General features: G+C 45.8%; 17 protein-coding genes. 8 read left to right on the top strand and 9 right to left on the bottom strand.

Annotated features, from left to right (window positions below; translation table 11 throughout):
* Positions 1-30: 30 nt before the first annotated feature.
* A complete protein-coding gene (locus tag QE357_RS00600; protein ID WP_309704976.1) occupies positions 31-678 on the top strand; it encodes a DUF433 domain-containing protein in 648 nt (215 codons plus the stop codon).
* Between the two features lie 34 nt (positions 679-712).
* Entirely contained in the window at positions 713-1,060 is a 348-nt protein-coding gene (locus QE357_RS00595; RefSeq protein ID WP_309704973.1) for a hypothetical protein, read from the top strand.
* On the opposite strand, the gene QE357_RS00590 is transcribed toward QE357_RS00595, so the two are convergent.
* From QE357_RS00590 to QE357_RS00565, 6 genes are all read right to left on the bottom strand, one after another.
* Positions 1,057-2,550 carry a nicotinate phosphoribosyltransferase gene (locus tag QE357_RS00590; protein WP_309704971.1) on the bottom strand — a complete coding sequence of 498 codons (1,494 nt, stop codon included), beginning with the start codon at positions 2,548-2,550 and terminating at the stop codon, positions 1,057-1,059. The two genes, QE357_RS00595 and QE357_RS00590, sit on opposite strands and share 4 nt — an antisense overlap.
* A gap of 7 nt (positions 2,551-2,557) precedes the next feature.
* Complete coding sequence (gene prs, locus QE357_RS00585) at positions 2,558-3,388, bottom strand: ribose-phosphate diphosphokinase (protein WP_309704969.1); 831 nt, start codon at positions 3,386-3,388, stop codon at positions 2,558-2,560.
* A 93-nt stretch (positions 3,389-3,481) separates the two neighbouring features.
* The gene (locus QE357_RS00580; protein ID WP_106637421.1) at positions 3,482-4,180 is read right to left on the bottom strand and encodes an NrtR DNA-binding winged helix domain-containing protein; all 699 of its coding nucleotides are present in this window, start codon (positions 4,178-4,180) and stop codon (positions 3,482-3,484) included.
* Between the two features lie 13 nt (positions 4,181-4,193).
* The gene (locus tag QE357_RS00575) at positions 4,194-4,898 is read right to left on the bottom strand and encodes a YjjG family noncanonical pyrimidine nucleotidase (protein WP_106637422.1); all 705 of its coding nucleotides are present in this window, start codon (positions 4,896-4,898) and stop codon (positions 4,194-4,196) included.
* Positions 4,864-5,487: a hypothetical protein gene (locus QE357_RS00570; protein WP_309704964.1), complete on the bottom strand. Its 624-nt coding sequence runs from the start codon at positions 5,485-5,487 to the stop codon at positions 4,864-4,866. Before QE357_RS00570 ends, QE357_RS00575 begins: the two co-directional genes overlap by 35 nt.
* A gap of 164 nt (positions 5,488-5,651) precedes the next feature.
* Positions 5,652-8,285 carry a valine--tRNA ligase gene (locus QE357_RS00565; protein ID WP_309704961.1) on the bottom strand — a complete coding sequence of 878 codons (2,634 nt, stop codon included), beginning with the start codon at positions 8,283-8,285 and terminating at the stop codon, positions 5,652-5,654.
* 283 nt (positions 8,286-8,568) lie between these two features.
* Between QE357_RS00565 and QE357_RS00560 the strand changes: the two genes are divergently transcribed.
* Both QE357_RS00560 and gatC read left to right on the top strand, forming a co-directional pair.
* On the top strand, positions 8,569-9,354 hold the full coding sequence (locus QE357_RS00560) for a 1-acyl-sn-glycerol-3-phosphate acyltransferase (RefSeq protein WP_106637425.1): 786 nt from the start codon (positions 8,569-8,571) through the stop codon (positions 9,352-9,354).
* Between the two features lie 77 nt (positions 9,355-9,431).
* Entirely contained in the window at positions 9,432-9,719 is a 288-nt protein-coding gene (gene gatC, locus QE357_RS00555; protein WP_309704959.1) for an Asp-tRNA(Asn)/Glu-tRNA(Gln) amidotransferase subunit GatC, read from the top strand.
* Positions 9,720-9,906: 187 nt separating this feature from the next.
* Here the strand turns inward: gatC and QE357_RS00550 are convergent, their stop codons facing one another.
* Positions 9,907-10,686: an amidohydrolase gene (locus QE357_RS00550; protein ID WP_309704956.1), complete on the bottom strand. Its 780-nt coding sequence runs from the start codon at positions 10,684-10,686 to the stop codon at positions 9,907-9,909.
* A gap of 10 nt (positions 10,687-10,696) precedes the next feature.
* Positions 10,697-13,066 carry a gliding motility-associated C-terminal domain-containing protein gene (locus tag QE357_RS00545; RefSeq protein ID WP_309704954.1) on the bottom strand — a complete coding sequence of 790 codons (2,370 nt, stop codon included), beginning with the start codon at positions 13,064-13,066 and terminating at the stop codon, positions 10,697-10,699.
* A 292-nt stretch (positions 13,067-13,358) separates the two neighbouring features.
* On the opposite strand from QE357_RS00545, the gene recG reads away from it, so the two are divergent.
* The 3 genes from recG to QE357_RS00530 are packed head-to-tail and all read left to right on the top strand — an operon-like array spanning position 13,359 to position 16,078.
* Positions 13,359-15,461, top strand: a complete 2,103-nt coding sequence (gene recG / locus QE357_RS00540) for an ATP-dependent DNA helicase RecG (protein WP_309711280.1) — start codon at positions 13,359-13,361, stop codon at positions 15,459-15,461.
* A gap of 57 nt (positions 15,462-15,518) precedes the next feature.
* A complete protein-coding gene (locus QE357_RS00535) occupies positions 15,519-15,764 on the top strand; it encodes an AbrB/MazE/SpoVT family DNA-binding domain-containing protein (protein ID WP_309704952.1) in 246 nt (81 codons plus the stop codon).
* Entirely contained in the window at positions 15,752-16,078 is a 327-nt protein-coding gene (locus QE357_RS00530) for a type II toxin-antitoxin system PemK/MazF family toxin (RefSeq protein ID WP_106637429.1), read from the top strand. Before QE357_RS00535 ends, QE357_RS00530 begins: the two co-directional genes overlap by 13 nt.
* A gap of 138 nt (positions 16,079-16,216) precedes the next feature.
* Here QE357_RS00530 and QE357_RS00525 read toward each other — a convergent pair whose 3' ends face one another.
* Positions 16,217-17,290 (bottom strand): acyltransferase, encoded by a 1,074-nt coding sequence (locus QE357_RS00525; protein ID WP_309704949.1) that lies wholly within the window; start codon positions 17,288-17,290, stop codon positions 16,217-16,219.
* A gap of 462 nt (positions 17,291-17,752) precedes the next feature.
* On the opposite strand from QE357_RS00525, the gene ileS reads away from it, so the two are divergent.
* On the top strand, positions 17,753-21,154 hold the full coding sequence (gene ileS, locus QE357_RS00520; protein ID WP_309704947.1) for an isoleucine--tRNA ligase: 3,402 nt from the start codon (positions 17,753-17,755) through the stop codon (positions 21,152-21,154).
* The last annotated feature ends 32 nt before the right edge of the window (positions 21,155-21,186 follow it).

Here is a 21,186-nt window from a genome sequence, read left to right as displayed (position 1 = left end):
AGATAAGACGCGTAAAGTACCACAGCACCAATGCAAGCAGAAGAAATTCAATCCATAGAGCCCGCTCTGGACATGGGAATTTATACCGTGCCGGATGTCGCTCAGATTCTGAGATTACCGCTCACCCGCGTGCGTCGCTGGCTGGATGAATTTTGGAATGGACGATTATCCAACACGACCAAGGTTTCTTATTCCTGGGGTAAGGGCCGCGAGCGGGTGGTGAACTTTCAGACCCTGATTGAGTTTTACGTGTTTTTTAAATTGCGGGAACTGGGTATTTCAACGGCTAAGATTTTACAGGCCCACGAAGTCAGTTCCAAGCTTTTACAAACGCCATTTCCCTTCGCTTCTTCGTTTTTGTTAACCGATAGTAAGACTTTATTCGTCGAAATAGGTAATGAGATACTAATTACGGCAGATGCCCGGCTCCAATACGAGATTAAAGAAGTAATGGAAGGCTTCTGCCGTAAAATTGAATTTGATACCGATAAAGTTGCCGCGAAGTTCTGGCCGTTGGGTAAAGATCGCTCCGTAGTGATTGATCCCCAGAAACAGTTTGGTCAACCTAAATTATTCAGGGAACCAACATTCTGGCTGAAACCTTACATCGGATTCATCTGGGCGGCGAAGAAGAAAGTACCATTGCCTCTCTGTATCAGATTACTCCTCAGCAGGTAGAAGAAGCCTTGTATTTTATTAACCGTCCCATTCAATGAAGGTCTATCTTGATGAGAATTTAGTACCGTTCTTTCCGGCCCATTTTATGGAAGAACAAAAACTAAGCATTCTTCGCAATGAGGATTCGCTGGCTAAAGTCAAGGGGCTGATCATTTATCCCGAGTTAAACGTTCATCGGACTTCTTCTTTAAAAGCTGTTTTCGCCGGATTAGGGCTGAACGTAGTTTTTGTTTCACTACCGGTAGAAGGCGTCTGGTATGTGGACGAGCCTGAAGTGCGTCAGCGAAAATGGGCTGAGGTTATTAAGAAATGCCGTAAGCAAACGGAATCCTTTGTCTATCGGTGTGATCTGAATGCGAGTCGTTTACGGAATCTTGCTTAGCAATCGTGCTGGATTAACTGCTGTTTTTCCCGTTGCTGATCCAATCGTAATCGAATTTCCTGCAAGCTCTGTTCTTTCAGCAATTGGCCGTTTTTGTAAACGGTTTCTAGTAAGCCCGTCATGGCTTCTTCTGTACTGACCTGATCCACCAGTCCTGTTACTATTCCGTTTTCTCCCGTTACTTTGATTAGTCCTTTAGCACTGCGTTTAGTGCCATCATCGGTTTTGGGATCTTTAAAAATGGCCCGACCTTCCCCCTTCACTACCCCATAGGTCGCTTTCATTGCAAAACCGAAGGTATCGCGGGTAACGTATTGATAAGTATAACTGCCGATACCGAAGACAACGTTGGTACTGGCAAATCCCTTATCCGCCAGTTGCTGACAAATGGTCTGACAACGCTCCAGCGTGATACTGTCCCCGTAAATCAGTCCGATATGCGGATCCAAGAGGCGAAACCCTTTTTCGGTTATGTTTCCTCCAAATGTTTCCCAAAGGCATTCGACGGCCCCTTTGTATTCTGGTGTCCCCGGCTCTGCTTGGGGGTCACCACATAGAATTTTTACTGGATCGCCGCTGTCGGGGCGAATAACTACTTTTCCATTTCGACTAATGATGTCTCTTTTAAGCCGAGGCATGAATTCCGTGATTACTTGCCAAAAATCCCAAGTGTCACTAACGATACTTACGACGCCTTGTGGATAAATATCGTTAATGAGCCGTTTGAAGGTATCAATTTCTCCACTTTGCGTACCCATACACATGACGCTATGTTCAGTAGCTGGGACACTGCCGCCCACTAGTTCCCGGTCCACATTTGCTAAATAATAGGTTTCTAGAAAGTCGATGGCTGGAATGGTATCGGTTCCTGTAAAGCTCAGTAGATGAGCTGCTCCGCTCATTTCTGCCGCTTCCAGGCCAGCCATACCCCGAAAACTGAAATCATGCCCCTGCCAGGGAACGAAAGAAGTATCGCCGCCCGTCTTTGCCGCGTATTGTTCCAGAAGGGTTCGGTAATGGAAAGCAGTGGTCGCACTGGTGCAGGGTAACCACAGAATACAGGATAATAGGGTTTCAAGGAAATTGGTTAACCAGAAGAATTCAGGCTTCGTATTCTGAATCGTAAACATTGGAACCCGGAAAGGCGTAAGTGTTCCCTCGGGTAAGGCCCGAATTTCCAGTGGTAAGTAACCCAAGTCGTGCATGGCTTCGATATGATCGAAAGTAACAGCTCCTTTGCCTAGGTAATTTTCGATACGTCTCTGGTATTTTCGTAGTACTTCTGCTTTCGGCTTTTGAAAGAATTGTTCGTTAAATTCTTCCATCAAATATTTCTTGATAAAGTATTGCATGCCGAAGAAAACGACGGTATCAAAACCATCAAGTCGGCTTTTTCGAGGAGTTAAATTGCTGTAAACCAATTCGGTATCAGTAGGGTATTGACTACGGTGATCTACTTTATATCCGTCAGAAAGATGAATAGGATTCATGGTTGTATTAGTTAAGAAGCGTTGAAGAAAGGGAGATTTGAGTAAGCTCAGGAGTCGCGAAAGTCTGGAAGGAATCGGTGCTGAATATTTGATCGTAATAGGTTTTCAACGCTTCAAATCCCTGGCTGAAAATGCCATGACTTACCACCAGAATTAACGAACCCGCTCCCTGCTGGCGTAAAGCCCTAGCTAATTGCAGAAACGTTGCTCCGCCGTCACAAATGTCATCGACTACCACGCAGGTCTGCCCTTGCAGAGGCGGAGCGTAAATGTGGACATCGCTAAGTTGACCGTTGGCTGGATTACGCTTTTTACTGCACTCGATGTAATCTACGCCCAAATGCTGGGCTATTTTATACGTCTTTTTTAAGGCTCCAGCATCGGGAGAAACCAGTACGTACGAGGTTAGAGAAGCTATACATTGCTCAACAAAAGCCTCATTGGTCATCACTTTTACCCGATCTAACAAGGCTGGAGTAACGTCTGAGTGAGGATCGAAAATAGTTACTTCCTTAAAGTTGAGGTTATTAATCAAATCTGCGTAGACTTTTACAGTTAGAGCTTCGCCTTGTTGCATGCAGCGATCCTGGCGGGCGGCGGGAAAATAGGGTAGAAATAAAGATAAGTCGGTTACGCCCGCTCGCCGCAGAGCATCTACGGCAACAATTAATAAACCCATATCATTAAAGCTTCGAACCCGAGTGGTAATCAGCACCGATTCGTTCGTTACGGGTTCCAGTAAACGAATATGAGGTTCACCACCATTAAAAGTAAATGCTGCATAAGCAAGGCCAGAACCGTAAGGCTGAAAGGTTTGATCAAGATTAATGACTTTCATATTTGCGTTTATTTTACGCAAATATGAATACGGTAAATAAGCTCTGCAAGAAAAATGCTAAATATTTGTGTAAAAATTACGCAAAATAAAATCCTAGGGAATGTCAAAATAGAATCCATTAAGCTCAAGTTCCTGATAACGAGTAGTATCAAAGCGATAAAGGGAAGCCGGGCGACCACGACCTTCAGAAACTTTATTAGATAGTTCTTCTAAAATTCCGAAGCTAAGCATCTTTTTTCGAAAGTTTCGGCGATCCAAAGGCTGGTTAAGAATGATACTGTAGAGTTTTTCCAACTCTCCGAAGAGGAATTTTTCGGGTAATAAATCAAAGCCAATGGGTTGGTAACGCAGTTTGGAGCGAAGACGCTGGATGGCTTTTTCCAGAATCTGAGCATGATCAAAAGCTAGGGATGGCAATTGGTTAACGTCAAACCATTGAGCATCTATTGCGTCAGTGGAAGCTCGAAGCTCATGATTTCCCGAACGAATGATAGCCATATAGGCCACCGAAACAACTCGAAAGCGAGGATCTCTTTGAGGATTTCCGAAGCTGAAAAGCTGTTCAAGGTAACTAATAGTTAAACCCGTTTCTTCCGAAAGCTCGCGTTCTACGGCCTGTTCGAGACTTTCCTGTTCCGTCACAAAGCCGCCGGGTAAAGCCCATTGATTAATAAAAGGCTCATATTTCCGACGAATTAATAAGACGTGTAATTGCTCGGAATGATAGCCAAAAACAACGGCATCAACCGTCAGACGAATAGTTGGGTCGGGGTATTGGAAAGAATCGGCCATGAAATCAATAGCATTATAACCACTGCTTCAGCTCCAGTAATGAACGCAGTTGATAGGTAGCTTCGCAGGGTGGGTAGAGCGATTGCTCGGGACGAAAATACGCCGCGTGCATGCCAACTCCTAATGCTCCGGCTACATCGGCTTCGGGGTTGTCTCCAATCATTAGGGCATCGCCTGCGATGCATCCCGCTTTTTCCATCGCAAAGTGAAACATGGCGGGTTCGGGTTTCTTAGCATTAGCCGTTTTGCTGGTTACCACTTCTCTGAAATAACCCGTTAAACCACTATTGTCCATTTTGGTGTACTGTACATCACCAAAACCATTGGTAATGATGTGCATTTCATACCGGGGAGCCAGGTAATCAAGTAACTCCAGTGCCCCGGGCAATAAATGGGGTTTGTAGGGGCAACGGGATAAATACCATTCACTCCATTCGTCACAACTGTTATCTTCTTCACAGCCCAGCTGATTGATTACCTGTCTGAAACGACGGTAACGCAGCTCTTCCTGCGAAATCTGGCGACTGTCATGCAAATGCCATAGCTCGGCATTTACCTTATGGAACGTTTCCTGAAAAGCCTGAGCCGTGGGAATACCGCGTTTATGAAGATCAAATGCTTCGAATAATTCTACCAGCGTTTCGTTCGTATTTCGCTCAAAATCCCAGAGAGTATGGTCGAGGTCAAAAAAGAGATGTTTGTAAGCCGTTCTGGGCATTGTTAAATATTTTCTTATCCGTAATCTGCTTACGGTGTTGTTCTAAAAACTCGGTAAATAATTCCAACTCATCCAGTAAAGGCTGAAAATTGTAGGAATCGTAATGGTAACTTTCGGTGTACACGTTCTGGAAATCAGTAATCAAATAATCCAGTTGCTTAATATTCCAGCTCTTCAGCCCGAAGAGATATAAGTTTTGAAAATGGTGAGCAAACTTGGGAGCCTGATAACGGGCGGTGGTTTTAATGTCAATCGCCCGATCACCCCCAACCACATCCACCATGCCGTAGAACTCCACGTCTTTAATGGCTGTGCGAACGAAAAACTGGGTTTTATACCGCATGGGTAACTGCTTCCGCATGGTTTGAATAATCTCCGTTGGAAACTGTTCTTCACCACGACCAGAAATCAGGGCTGTTTCGAAATTAACCCCTCGCTGTTGAGCAGGCGTGGTTGGTTGCGGAACCCGATTAATCCGATCCAGCAACTCCTGTTCGCTTACGTATAACTCTCCATTTGCATTTCGTGCTTCGTGATGAAACAGCGAAAATGTCTGAATGAGGGTGGGGTATAAGCGGTATTTGATCATTGATGATTGAACTACGGTTTTAGCCTTACTAATCTATCCTATAAAAGTAATGCCGCGGCAAGTGAGTTGATGGTTTGGGGAGGAGTATGGATAAAAATAAAACATCCCGGAAGGTTAACCTTCCGGGATGCAAAACCTATGAACTACTAACTATCAACCAATCACTAGGAAAGATTTGCCAATGCTTCACGAAGAGCCACGATTTTCGACTCTGCATCTGCTTTTTTCTGACGTTCTTTTTCTACAATTTCCGGTTTTGCATTCGCGACGAAACGTTCATTGGAAAGCTTGGCATCCACCGACTTCATAAAACCTTCGTTATACTCGATTTCCTTGGTTAATCGTTCGCGTTCGGCTTCAACGTCGATTTTCTCCCCTAAAGCGATGAAGATTTTATCAGTTTTAATCAGAAATGGTGAAACGCCTGCCACATCTTCAGTTACGAATTCTATGGGCGTGGTATTCGCTAATTTCTGAATAATGGGGTCAATCTTCTGATACCGATCCCCATGCTCCGTACGAACGGCAAGAGGTAAGGTTTCTTTCGGCGAAAGACCTTTTGAGTTACGGGTTTCCCGGACTTTGGTTACTACTTCAAAAAGCGTATCAAAATCTGCTACGATGGCTGGATCAATAGCACCTACGGTGGGGTAATCCGCCCGGCAGAGGCTTTCTCCTTCGGCACGTTCCCGCAGACTTTGCCAGATTTCTTCGGTAATAAATGGCATGAACGGGTGCATCAGGGCCATTAGTTTTTCGAAGAAAGCAACGGTCGTTTCGTAAGTTTCTGCATCAATGGGCTTACCGAACTCAGGTTTGATAATCTCCAGGTAGTTCGAGCAGAATTCATCCCAGATCAGTTTATAAGCGGCATGTAGAGCGTCCGAAATACGGAATTTGCTGAAATGATCCAGAATTTCGGCTAGCGTTGCGTTCAACTTTGACTCAAACCAGGCAAAGGCTTGTTGATTCGAAGCGGGAGCTGATTCCGTAGAAATTTCCCAGCCTTTAATCAGACGGAAGGCATTCCATACTTTATTACAGAAATTCCGGCCCTGTTCGCAAAGCTTTTCATCGAATAACAAATCGTTACCCGCCGGAGCTGAGAATAACAGACCTGTCCGAACGCCATCAGCACCGAATTTGGCAATCAAATCCAGCGGATCAGGGGAGTTCCCCAGCGATTTGGACATCTTCCGACCTTTCGCATCGCGTACAATACCCGTCAGGTAAACGTTTTTGAACGGACGCTCGCCCATGAACTCATAACCCGCCATGATCATCCGGGCTACCCAGAAGAATAGAATGTCGGGGCCCGTAACCAGATCGCTGGTGGGGTAATAGAATTTAATATCCTCGTTATCAGGGTCTGACAAAGCATCAAATACACCAAAAGGCCATAGCCAGGACGAGAACCAGGTATCCAGTACATCGGGATCTTGCTCTAAATCCTGTTCCGTAAGAGCAAAAAGCTGCATTTCGTGCTGAGCTTTCCGCAGAGCTTCGCGTTTATTTTTGGCTACGATGATGGTACCATCCTGTAAGTAGAACGCCGGAATCTGCTGCCCCCACCAAAGCTGACGAGAAATACACCAGTCGCGGATATTCTCCATCCACACCCGGTAGGTATTCTTAAACTTGGCCGGAATCAGGGCTACTTCATCGTTCATGACGGAATCCAAGGCTGGTTTGGCCATGTCATCCATTTTCAACCACCACTGCATTGACAGTTTAGGTTCGATTACCGCACCCGTTCGTTCGGACGTTCCTACGTTGGATTTATACTCTTCGATTTTCTCCAGGTAACCCTTTTCTTCGAGTTCCTTGATAATGGCTTTGCGGGCCGCAAAACGATCCATCCCTACGAAGAGCTGAGCTTTTTCGTTGAGCGTTCCGTCGTCACTAAGAATATCAATGACGGGCAGACGGTGTTTCTGACCGAGTTCGTAGTCATTTAAATCGTGGGCGGGCGTTACTTTTAAAGCTCCCGTTCCGAAATCCATCGTTACGTATTCATCCAGAATGATCGGAATTTCGCGGTCAATCAAAGGAATGCGAACTTTCTTGCCGTGCAGGTGCGTATAACGCTCATCCTCAGGGTGAACGCAGATGGCTGCATCAGCCATGATCGTCTCGGGACGAACGGTGGCAATGGTAATAGAAGTGCCTTCTTCATCCACAACGGGATACTGAATGTGAACAAACTTCGATTGTACTTCCTTGAAGATTACCTCTTCATCCGATAAGGCCGTTTTTCCCTGAGGGTCCCAGTTTACCATCCGAACGCCACGGTAAATCAGGCCTTTATTATACAAACGAACGAAAACATCAATTACCGACTCGTAATACTTCTCATCCATGGTGAACCGCGTACGATCCCAATCACAGGAAGCTCCGAGTTTTTTTAATTGCTCGAGAATAATACCGCCGTATTTGTCCTTCCACTCAAACGCATAGGAAAGAAATTCATCGCGGCTGAGATCCGTCTTGGCAATTCCCCGCTCCTTGAGCATGGCAACGACTTTCGCTTCCGTAGCAATGGAAGCGTGATCCGTACCGGCTACCCACACCGCCTCTTTGCCTTCCATGCGAGCTTTGCGGACCAGAATATCCTGAATGGTATTGTTAAGCATGTGACCCATGTGCAAAACGCCAGTGACGTTTGGTGGAGGAATCACGACCGTATAAGGCTCTTTTTCAGGATTAGGCTTGGACGCAAAAAGCTTGTGCTGGAGCCAGTAGGCATACCACTTGTCTTCAACCTCGTTGGGTGAATACGTTTTAGAAATCGTGCTCATGGTAGTCATCTTTCGGGGAAAATCGCCCTAAACAGAAATTGGAATGCAAAGATAGGTAATAGAAAGCCGTGGCGGTAATAGCTAGCGTATTTGACCCACTACCAGCGGAATAGAAACAGTTACTATAGCTTCGGGTAACATTAAAATCATAACACATTTTATACAATCCCTAGTTCGGAAAAACGTGATTTGAAGGCAGATGCATTATTTTTGTGAACTAGCCCGTGGCTGAACCCCAGTCATGAGAGCACCTAACCATTCATTTACCTAGTTTCAACGCCACATGAGTCGTTTTTTCGTGAATGTTTATTCCATTTGGGCGGCCTTCTGGTTTGTATTTACGTTCCTGTTGATATTTCCGTTTCAGTTTATCTTTCTACAAAAAGAAGCCTGGAAACCCATGGCTCACCGGTGTAATCGGGTGTGGGCTCATTTATTTTTTCCGCTGGTCGGAATGCCTATTCGGGTGCGTTATGAAGCAGGGAAACCCGATCCCAATCAGGCGTATGTTTTTGCGGCGAATCACTTTTCATACCTGGATGTAGCCTCTATGATGTTGATTGTGGATACGTATTTCGCTTTTCTGGGAAAAGATGTCTTGAAGAAAGCTCCTTTGTTTGGCTATATGTTTTCGAAACTCCACATTCAGGTAGACCGCAATGATCCCAAAAGTCGTTCGAAATCTTTACAGCGATCGTATCGGGCACTGGAGTCGGGGAGAAGCATGGTGATTTACCCCGAAGGGGGTATCCGCACGAGTAATCCACCACAAATGCATCCTTCCTTTAAGGATGGAGCCTTTCGCATGGCGATTCGGGAGCAGGTACCTTTGATTCCGATTTCTTTACTGAACAACTATCAGTTATTACCCGATAAGAAAAACATGCGTCTGTACCCCGGGTCGGTGAAAGCGGTGATTCATAAACCCATCGAAACAAAAGGGATGACAGAGGCAGATGTGGAAAACTTACGGCAGCAGGTATTTGATATCATCCAAAAAACCTTGGACGAATACACCGCTAATCCAAAGGCCCACCAAAATGAATTCAAACGACTGACGGTGATTTAGCGTATTTTTTGCCACCACGGACTATTGCAAAGACGTTGAAAACTCTAAACCCCCAACCCTAAACCCCAAACACTAGCATGCAGGTCGAAAAAGATACCCTTCATAAAATTGCCAAGCTGGCCCGTTTAAGCATCATTCCTGAGGAGGAAGAAAAGCTGACTAATACCCTAAGCAGTGTATTAACCTGGATGGAACAATTGAATGAGCTAGACACTTCCAATGTGGAACCCTTAACGCACATGACACTGGAAGTGAATGCTTTACGGGAAGATAAAGCTCTGCAAACCATTACGCATGAGCAAGGCTTACAGAATGCCCCCAAGCGGGATGAAAACTACTTTCGGGTACCAAAAGTATTGGAATAACCGAACAATTGTAGAGACGCGACTTCATCGCGTCTGGGTAGAGGCGGTTTGTTATTAATAACGTTTCCTGCCATGGCTGGTGTCCTCACCAGCCATTACTAAGCATAATGGTTGGTGAGGACACCAACCATGGCGTAAAAACAACCGTCCAACTTCTTGGGGCTAGTCCAAAGTCGCGTCTCTACTATTAAAAGATCTGGAACTTATCACCATCCAGCGATACCGGAAATTTTTCCCGAAATGTGGATAACTCCTCGTAGCTAATCGTGTGAGTGTGGATAAGTGCATTGGATTGTGGGTAACTTATCCACTCCCCACGGGAGTTAATTAATCCAGATGCTCCCGAGTGAGCCAAACCATTGCCATCTTCACCAATACGGTTAACCCCAACTACATAGCACTGATTTTCAATGGCCCGGGCCGTTAACAGACTTTTCCACACGGATTCCCGAACGGCGGGCCAATTGGCAGTATAAATCAATACGTCATACTGGTTATCCACATTTCGACTCCATACCGGAAATCGCAGATCATAACAAATCAGCGGGCAGATATTCCAGCCTTTCCAGTTTTTGATAATCCGTCGATTACCTGCTGTGTAGACTTCGTGTTCATTACCCATGCGGAACAAGTGCCGCTTGTCGTAGTAATCATACGTTCCATCGGGCTGCATCCAGACCAGACGGTTATAATACTTCCCATTTTCCTGCACTACAAAACTTCCCGTTACCACCGCCTGATACTGAGCAGCTATTTGCTTCATCCAGCGAGTTGTTGTCAGGTTCATGACCTCCGCCACTGGGGCCGGATTCATGGTGAAACCCGTGGTGAACATTTCGGGCAAAACAATCAAGTCCGTAGGTTCGGTTAGTTCAGAAAGCATTTCTTCGAACATCGCCCGATTGGCCGTGGGGTTTTCCCAATGCAAATCCGCCTGAACGAGCGTAACGGTAAGAGGAGCAGTCATAAAACAGAAATTAATACACAATCGTTAGTGAGCCGCTGATCGTCGGGCGACCATTATTGGGCTTAATGACGTAATAATAAGTGGCAACAGGCAATTTTTTTCCCTGGTAGGTTCCGTCAAAAGTAGTGCGGTAGCCTTTGGAAAAAAACAACTCCGTACCCCAGCGATTAAAAATCTGTACTTCGGCATCGGGGTAATATTCAATGCCCGGCATTTCCCAGGTATCATTCTTGCCATCACCGTTTGGGGTAATACCATTGGGAATAGTAATGGGTTCCCACACCGTAACTAAGATCTGGTCCTCAACCGCACAACCCGAGGCTCCCGTTACTTTAAGGGTATACTTCGTCGTTTGAAGGGGGGAGGCAGTCGGATTCTTGACCGTTGTAGAACTCAGGTATGTGGGTGGTGTCCATTCATACAACAGATTGTCCTGCGTTTGAGGTTGCAGTATGATGGAATTCCCCCGAATGATTCCTACCTCATTAGGCAGCAATACCGTGGGAGCCGAAGCGACCACAGCGATTTGCTCAGCCGAAGCTTTACAGCCGTACGAATTAGTGACCGTATACGTAACTGGAAAAGAACCTACGCCCGACTGAGAAGGAATAAATTCATTACCTACCACGCCACGCCCCGAAAAAACACCTCCCACGGGGCTACCATTCAGGAGTATCCGTGCACCATTGACTTGGCAAATCAGTGGAATGGCCTGCATACTAACTGTAGGTTCGGGATAAAGATTGACCGGAAACACTGTAGAAGTAGCCGAACAGGATCCGATTTTAACTTCAAATGAGTAGTTTCCAGAAGCTTTGACGACATACTGGTTCTGAGTAGCTCCCGCAATGGGCTGACCGTTTAAAAACCATTGGTAGGTATAACCCGATCCTGTTACCGCAACCAAAGCCACCGAATCAGAAACGCAGAACTGACCAGAGCCGGGCAAACTGCTATATTCTGCGTTAGGCGTTGGGTAAATTTCGACTTGTTTTGACGGTGTGTAATAACAGAGGTCATCCAGATTCTGGACTCTCACAGCATATAAACCTGATTCATTAATCGGGAGAGATGAGGTGGTCTGTGAAAGAGCCTGTCCATCTTTTGACCAAGCATATGTGTAATTTCCCCTGACGGTTGAAAGTACAATAGGTTGAGATTCGCAGCCCGGCAGTGGGACATTGGATGTAATGTCTGGGCTGGCTCCTGTTTTTAAGCGTAGCGTTACGGATTGCGAAGTTTTGGATGCCGTACAAACCGTAGTCGAACTAACTACGATTTTGTACACGCCTGGCGAACTGGCCTGATAGGTGTATGTCGTTGCTCCCGGAATGTTGATACCGTCTTTCTGCCACTGATACGAGGCATTCGCCATTTCCTGAGCATTTAAATCCAGAAAGCCATTTTCGCAGATTTCCAATTCTTTTACGGGTTGATTAGGCTTATCCTTCAACGTAATAACTGGATCGGGCAGAGTATTATCTGGGCAGTCCACCACGAGTAGCTGAAAATCCCGCCGGACGGAGCCAATTTTTTGTCCGTTACGGTATTCGTCCACCTGAACGCTAAACACAAATAGCCCTCGTTGCGTAGCTGTTACGCTTAAAACGCCAGTTGAAGCATTTACTCCCAGAGCCGGAGCTCCCGAAATAGCCGCCTGATCGGTAAATCCCGCCGCCCATTGCAACGGCGGATAGGGATTCGATTGCGGTAAGGCGGGATTGGGCTGGCCCTGAGAAGAATAACCCATGTAAGGCGTAACCATGCTATAGCGTAGTTCATCGCCATCAGCATCCGTCGCCCCGAAATTGAGCGTGAAAGGCCTATTGATGCAAATGTATTCGCCGTTAGGATGAGCAAATGCAGGCGAAGAATCCAGAAAATTTTGTCCATTTAGACGCAAGGCCGGAAATTCCAGGTAGAAAACAATACCCGAACGACCAGGCGTCAGAATATTATCTATTGAGGTATTGCGACAGCACCGCTCCCAGGCCACATAATAGCCTTGAGCATCGGCATAATTGTCGGGCGACAGATCCAGCGGGGCCGCATACCGGAGAATGGAAGTTTCCAGACTACGGGCTTCTGCACAGCTCGGATTAGTATATTGTAAAGGCGTCGTCGACTCCAGATACATTCGGATATTGAGCATACGATTGTTATCACTTTTCCGAAAAATAGAAACAACAATAGACTGCTCTTTACCCGTATTTACCCCACCGACTTCGTCAAAGAAGAGATTCAGGTAAAGATTGTATTTACCGGGCGTTGATGCCGTGGCAACCATTTCGAAGTTACCACCCACGATATGGTTGGCCCAGGCCTGCGGCGTAAGCCATAACAGTAAACTTATTCCAAGGAAAATAAAAAAGTGTTTCATACGTCCGAGTTTGTTCAACACGTCAGTAAAACGTTACCAGTCCGGACTTCATTGGAGTAGGAAATGGATTGTCAGAACGGGTTGTTACGAAGTTACTATGGCAAAGTACCTAAATTCCAACAGATCGAAACCTTATTTAATCAGGCGTAGCTGTTACTCACGTAATTATCGAAGGAGAAGAGGTATATTGAGATTAAAAACCTATTCTGAATTGTATTTTTGTAAAAGGTAAAAAGTGAAGAGAGACGAGGGAATGACCTCGGGTCGGGTCGGCGGAGCAGACGAGTATACTATGGAGCGAACAACCAATTTTTTTGATACCAAGATTGAATTTCTAAAAGGCGTAGGTCCGCAAAAAGGAGCTTTGCTGAATACAGAGCTGAATATTTTTACCTTCGGCGATCTTTTACAGCACTACCCATTTCGCTACGAAGACCGCACTCGTTTTTATCGGATTTCGGAGTTAAGGGAAGATTTACCCGGGGCTCAGATCAAAGGTCGCCTGCGTACCTGGGAGGTAATCGGGGAAGGCCATAAAGCCCGGTTAGTTGCTCAGTTTAGCGATGGTTCTGGAACGATGGAGCTGGCCTGGTTTCAGGGCATTTCGTTCATGGAAAAATCCCTGCACCGGGATGGACAGTACGTAATCTACGGCAAGCCGACGAGCTTTAACGGGAAATTCCAGATGGTTCATCCTGAAATGGAGGTGCTGACGGCTGAAAACGAAAAAGGGGGTCATTGGCAGCCCGTGTATAACCTTACAGAAAAGCTTCGTAAACGCTACGTTGATGCTAAAGCCATTGCCAAATGGCAGCGACAGATTCTGGAACTGGCCGGACACCAGATCCGGGAAACCTTACCGCCCTTTCTGATTGAGAAATATCGGTTGGCTTCGAAAATTCAGGCCTTGTGGGGAATCCATGTGCCGGGTAATGAGCAACACATCCATCAGGCCAAACGCCGACTGAAATTTGAAGAGTTATTCTACAATCAGTTACGGTTAATAAAACAGAAAATTCTTCGTCGGACGGAATACCCCGGACAGATTTTTTCGGGAACGCAGCTTATTCGGGAGTTTTATGATGCTCATTTACCTTTTGACCTGACCGGAGCTCAAAAACGGGTAATTCGGGAGATTTTCGAAGATATGCGTTCGGGGAAGCAAATGAACCGTCTGTTGCAGGGAGATGTAGGGTCAGGAAAAACGATTGTTGCTTTCATCTGTATGTTACTGGCCATCGAGAACGGAGCTCAGGCCTGCTTAATGGCTCCTACGGAAATCCTGGCCGATCAGCATTTTAAGGGTTTATTACCCTTTGCTGAGGCAATGGGTCTGGGAATGGGTAAATTAACCGGATCAACGCCCAAGAAAGAACGGAGAGTCTTACACGAGGGTTTGCTGGACGGCTCGATTCAGATTGTAGTAGGAACGCACGCTTTGCTCGAAGACATCGTTCAGTTTAAGAACTTAGGTTTAGTGGTGATTGACGAACAACATAGGTTCGGCGTAGCTCAGCGGGCCAAACTCTGGCAGAAAAATGAAGTCGTATATCCGCACATTCTGGTGATGACGGCCACACCTATTCCCCGGACGTTGGCGATGACTTTGTACGGTGATCTGGATCTTTCGCAAATTGATGAGTTACCTCCCGGAAGAAAGCCAATAGTTACCCGCTGGAAATCCGATCAGCATCGGCTGGAAGTGTTTGGTTTTGTAAGAAATGAGTTACAGAAAGGTCGGCAGGTATATATCGTTTATCCATTAATTGAAGAATCCGAAAAGCTGGATTTCAAGGATTTGATGGATGGTTTTGAAAGCGTCAGTCGGGCTTTTCCGGAATATCAGATTAGTATCGTGCATGGCAAAATGCCTGCGAAGGACAAGGATTTTGAAATGCAGCGATTCGTGAGTCGGGAAACAATGATTATGGTTGCCACGACCGTAATCGAAGTAGGGGTTAACATACCTAATGCCTCAGTGATGATAATTGAAAGTGCCGAACGCTTTGGCCTTTCGCAGTTGCACCAGCTTCGGGGCCGGGTTGGTCGGGGGGCTGATCAGAGTTACTGTATTTTGATGACGGGCCTTAAGCTCAGCACCGAAACCCGTACGCGAATGAAAGTAATGACCGAAACCAACGACGGCTTCGTCATTGCAGATACGGATTTGCGTCTTCGTGGTCCTGGCGATATGGCCGGAACCCAGCAAAGCGGTGTAGTGGATTTATTACTGGCCGATTTATCAAAAGACGGCGAAATCCTGAAAGCCGCCCGGGAATCGGCTCAGGAAATCCTAAACGAAGATGCCGAACTGGTATTACCGAAAAACCAAGCCATCCGTGAGCAACTCAATCATTTACGGGAGAATGAAAGTAACTGGGCGAGAATTAGTTAAGGTATGAATCTAATCATAATTAAATTGTTATAACTTTGTAATAACAGCAAGAGAATCATGATACAGACCGTTCGTAAAATAGGTAACTCACAGGGAATTTTACTACCTAAAGCAATGCTACAAAGTTTAGGCATTGAAAAAGAGGTAGAGGTAGAACTAACTGCTGATGGAATTTTATTGAAAGCCATTCGTCCTCGCCATGATTGGGAAGCACGCTTTAAAGAAGCTCAGGACGATACTTCAGAAGAAGATTTGTTCGAAGGAATGAGTAATGATTTTGACGAGAAGGAATGGAATTGGTAAAACGTTTTTCAATTTGGTTAGTAAACCTGAATCCGACGCAGGGGAGTGAAATTTCGAAAACACGCCCTTGCGTAGTGATTTCTCCCGACGTAGTGAACAAATCTCTGAATACAGTTTTAGTTGCTCCATTAACTAGCACTATCAAAAAATACCCAACCCGGGTTCACTCTATGTTACAAGGCAGAGAAGGACAAATTGCTTTGGATCAGATAAGAGCTGTGGATAAATCCAGATTAAATAAGCAATTAGGTGAACTGGATACCCAAACGAGTAAAGAAGTTTGTACGGTATTACAGGAGTTATTTGCCTGGTGATGCCTCGTATGAACTAATAATATAGAGATAAATAGGAAATAGATCTGATCTGTAATTCATCCTCTTACATATCAGATACAGGAGTGGTATAGGGGCTGAAAAGTAATACTCCCTGTAAGGTAGCAAGAGAAGTGTATATTAGACCCTTCGTGCCGTAAAAGGCTTTTCACTAATAAAGTGAAAGAGCCAGGCCATGCTTAAAGAAAACAGAATACCTGCTGCTACGTAAAGTCCATTTGCCGGAAGATAGCCCTGACGTGCATGCATGACTACGCCTGATAGAAAACATAGAATAGGTACGTGAATCAGATAAAGGGTATAAGAAAAATCGCCTAGCTTTCGAGCCTTCCCCAAACCAATAAAAGCATTGCTACAAAGCACGAGGTATAGAAAAAGGATTATCCCAAGGGAAATCAGCAAGTCGCTTCCAACACTGCCAGAATACCTAGTCAGGGACAAAGTGAAAAGGATGATTACGTAGGAGACAACAAAAGGAGTCTTTAAGTCTTTCGAACGCAAATAATCTGCCAGCAGGACTCCCAAATACCAGATAATAAAGTAATCAAAAACGATAGTAAAGAGAGCAGGCTTAAAAGGAAACTCCCGATTGAGTATCCAAAGTACCAGAATAAATGCAGAGGTGAAAGACTTATTTTTTCGGAAAAGCCCGTATACAGGAATGTACAATATATAGAACCACCACTCGTAAGTGAGCGACCACAACGGACCATTGGTGCCCCAGGTAGGCGTGTACACATTCTGTACAAAAAGCAGATTACCAAGGAGGGTCTGTAAGCGATGGTCGGTCTGGATGAGAGCGTTAATGGAAGCGTAAGCGGTTTGAGAGTGGTAAATCGGGAATTTTAAAAATAGCCCCAGCTGGTCCAGCAAAAAGGTAAAGGCCAGTGCCGCTAGTAAAGGAGGGTAGATCCGCCGGATTCTTCGCAATAAATAGGCTTTCAGATCAAACGTTTTTTCCCGACAAAACCGCTTGTCCGTACTCCAGTGAATAACAAAGCCGGATAAGACAAAAAAAAATAAAACGGCCTGGTGGGCATACTGAAAAATCGATGAAAGCATACTCATAAAGCCGTCAGCATCTCCCGCCGTCAGCAATAACAGAGCATGAGCAATGAGTACGTAAAGAGCGGTCAGCCCGCGTAAGCTGTCCAGCAGAACTAAGTTTTCTGGAATGATCTTTCGTATTTGCATAAACTACGCTGTCTCGACAATAAGGCCGCTAGTGTGGGGTTGTTACCTCGATGGTTGGCAAAGGTATCCAGGAATCTTAATAGAAAATGGTATGTCCTAGCGTACCTTACTAAACCACGTTTGAACCCTGCTTGCCCATTACTTCTATTACCACTACTGGCGAAGCGGATTTGTAAAGCTCGCCTTACCCGAATAACACCAGGTATACATACCGTTGAAAACCAGAAGTAACAAGCTTTCGGAAAACATCCGATGTAAAGCTGCTTCATTAACAGAAAAGTAGAATCACAGAGGCAGAGGAAGACGGAAAGCACTGGGCCGTGGAAGCTTACTGCTATCTTTTCTCGCCCGAAAGTCCTATTTTTGTAAATCTATCGTCTTCCACTGAAGCGTGGAACGAAGTACATCGGCGTCATTGTTGATATTATAGATTCTAGTCTTTTGTTTCCATACCATAGCATCATGAATTTCCCCGAATACAAAAACCTCGATTATGCCGCCGTTGCCGATGAAATCCGGCAGTTCTGGAAAGAGAACCGGATTTTCGAGCAATCCATTGAACTGCGGGAAGGTAAACCCAGCTTTACGTTTTACGAAGGACCACCGTCGGCTAATGGTACGCCAGGGATCCACCACGTAATGGCTCGGTCCATTAAAGATATTTTCTGCCGTTACCAAACGCTTAAAGGGCGTCAGGTAAAACGCAAAGGTGGCTGGGATACGCACGGTCTGCCCATTGAATTACAGGTAGAAAAAGAGCTGGGTATTACGAAAGAAGATATTGGTAAGAAAATCAGCGTAGAGGAATACAACCGTAAATGCCGGGAAACCGTCATGCGGTATACCGATCAATGGAATGACCTGACCGAAAAAATGGGTTATTGGGTTGATCTGGACAGTCCCTACGTGACTTACCACAACGAATACATTGAAAGCGTCTGGCATCTGCTCAAGCGTTTGCACGAACAGGGTTTACTTTACAAAGGCTATACCATCCAGCCTTACTCGCCCGCGGCGGGTACGGGACTGAGCTCGCACGAGCTCAACCAGCCTGGTACGTATAAGGAAGTAAAAGATGTTTCCATCGTGGCTCAGTTTAAAGTAAAACTGACGGGTAAATCGGGTTATTTATTCGACGCCGCCGACAGCGATGAAATCTATATTCTGGCCTGGACCACTACACCCTGGACGTTACCTTCTAACTCGGCTCTGACCGTTGGGAAGAATATTACTTATCAGCTCATTCAGACTTATAACCCTTATACGCACCTGCCAGTTAACGTGGTTTGTGCAAAAGACCGGGTAGCTGCTTATTTTCCTGAAAAAGGAAAAGAGGGTGATCTATTCGCTTATCAGGCTGGGGATAAAGTAATTCCCTGGAAAGTGCTGATGGATCTGAAGGGGGAACACCTCGAAGGTATCGAATACGAACAGTTAATGCCTTACGTACAGCCTGAAACTCCGGCATTCCGGGTAATTTTAGGTGATTTCGTAACGACAGAAGACGGTACGGGTGTCGTTCACACCGCTCCTACTTTCGGAGCGGACGATTTCCGGGTAGCCCAGCAGAATGGCATCCCGGCGATCATGGTAAAGGACGAAATGGGTAAGGATGTTCCTCTGGTAGATAAACGCGGTCGTTTTGTCAAAGAGGTAACGGACTTCGCCGAAGAGTTTGTCAAAGAACAATACTTATCGGATGCTGAAAAGGAGACTGAACGTGAAAAACAGGGTCGGGATAAATACCTTTCAGTGGATGAACGCATCGGGATCTTACTGAAAACGGAGAACAAAGCCTTCAACGTTCAGAAGTTTGACCACACCTATCCCCATTGCTGGCGGACGGATAAACCCGTATTATATTATCCGCTGGATAGTTGGTTTATCAGAACAACGGCTAAAAAAGACGAACTCGTTGCTTTGAACAAAACGATCAACTGGAAACCCGAGAGCACGGGAACGGGTCGTTTTGGGAACTGGCTGGAAAATCTGGTGGACTGGAACTTAAGTCGTAGTCGTTACTGGGGAACGCCCCTGCCGATCTGGCGTAGTGAAGACGGTGAAGAAGTTTGCATCGGTTCCATTGAAGAGCTGAAAGCGGCTTTAACGAACACATTAGCAAGTTCAGCCTTAACCGCCGAGCAGAAAGCATCCAACGAAAGTTATCTGGCGAAAGTGGGTACGGGAGATTTTGATTTACACCGTCCTTATGTCGATGATATCTACTTCGTTTCGGCGTCTGGTAAAGTAATGAAGCGGGAGTCCGATCTGATTGATGTGTGGTTTGATTCGGGAGCGATGCCTTATGCTCAGTGGCATTATCCCTTTGAAAATCAGGATATTTTTGAAAAGAGCTATCCTGCTGATTTCATCTCCGAAGGAGTTGATCAGACGCGGGGCTGGTTCTTTACTCTGCACGCAATCTCGGGGATGCTGAATAATTCAGTCGCCTTCAAGAACGTTGTTTCGACGGGTTTGGTACTGGACAAAGACGGCGAGAAAATGTCCAAGCGGAAGGGTAACGTAATCAATCCCTTTGAAGCTTTAGGCAAATACGGTACCGATCCGATTCGCTGGTACATGATTACGAACTCAAACCCCTGGGATAACCTGCGGTTTAATCTGGAAGGTGGGGTAACGGAAGTGCGTAATAAGTTTTTCGGCACGCTGACCAATACCTATAATTTCTTCGCTCTGTACGCGAATCTGGATGGATATACGGCGGATGAGGCCAACCGTGTGCCTTACGAGCAGTTAAGCGAAATGGATCGCTGGATTCTTTCGAAACTCAACTCGCTTATTAAGGATGTGGATGGTTTTTACGCTGATTACGAACCTACCAAAGCTGGAAGGGCAATTCAGGATTTTGTGTCTGATCACTTGTCTAACTGGTACGTTCGTCTGTCACGCCGACGTTTCTGGAAAGGTGAATTAACGGCTGATAAACGAGCTGCCTTCGAAACGTTGCAGGAGTGTCTGCTGAAAGTAGCTCAGTTAATGTCGCCGATTGCTCCGTTCTATTCCGACTGGTTATATCGGAATCTAACGATTGGTAATCGCGATTCGGTAGTGGCTTCTGTTCACTTGACGGACTTACAGGCGGCAAATCATAACTACATCGATCCAGAACTGGAAGCTTCCATGGAGCTGGCTCAGCGGGTGTCTTCGCTGGTTCACTCGATTCGGAAGGTTAATAAAATCAAAGTACGTCAGCCGCTTTCGCGGGTGCTGGTACCTGTACTTAACGAGTACACCAAACAGCGTCTGGCTCGGGTAGAAGAGCTGATTAAAGCCGAGGTAAACGTGAAGGCAGTAGAACTGCTGGACGATGCTTCGGGTGTACTGAACAAAAAAGTGAAGCCTAACTTCAAAGCTCTCGGACCCAAATTTGGACCGAAAATGAAAGAAGTAGCCGCTGGGATTCAGGCCATGAGTACGGCTGATATTGCCGAACTCGAAAAAGCTGGAACGCTGACGGTAGGCGGAGCTCATGAAATCACGGTTGCTGATGTAGAAATTCTGACCGAAGACTTACCCGGCTTCCTGACGGCTCAGGAAAATGGTTTGACGGTGGCTCTGGACGTAAGTATTTCGGAAGAATTACGCCACGAAGGTATCGCTCGCGAGTTTGTCAACCGGATTCAGAACCTGCGGAAAGACAGCGGTTTCGAAGTAGCTGACAAAATATCCATCTCCGTTTCAACGACGGAAGAACTGGTAAAAGCAGCCCTGGAAGCCAATCGTGAATACATCTGTACGGAAGTACAGGCTCTGAGTCTAAATGTACTTGAAACCCTAACAGATGCCGTCACAGTTGATCTGGACGAGGTAGAACTGAATGTGAAGGTGGAAGTGGTAAGCTAATTGATTCAGTAATCAATAGTTATGAAAACGCT

The sequence above is a fragment of the Siphonobacter sp. SORGH_AS_0500 genome, assembly GCF_031453245.1.
In the GTDB taxonomy this organism is placed as follows: domain Bacteria; phylum Bacteroidota; class Bacteroidia; order Cytophagales; family Spirosomataceae; genus Siphonobacter.
Note: the sequence above shows the minus strand (reverse complement) of the source record. Positions and strands in the feature narration are given on the sequence as shown.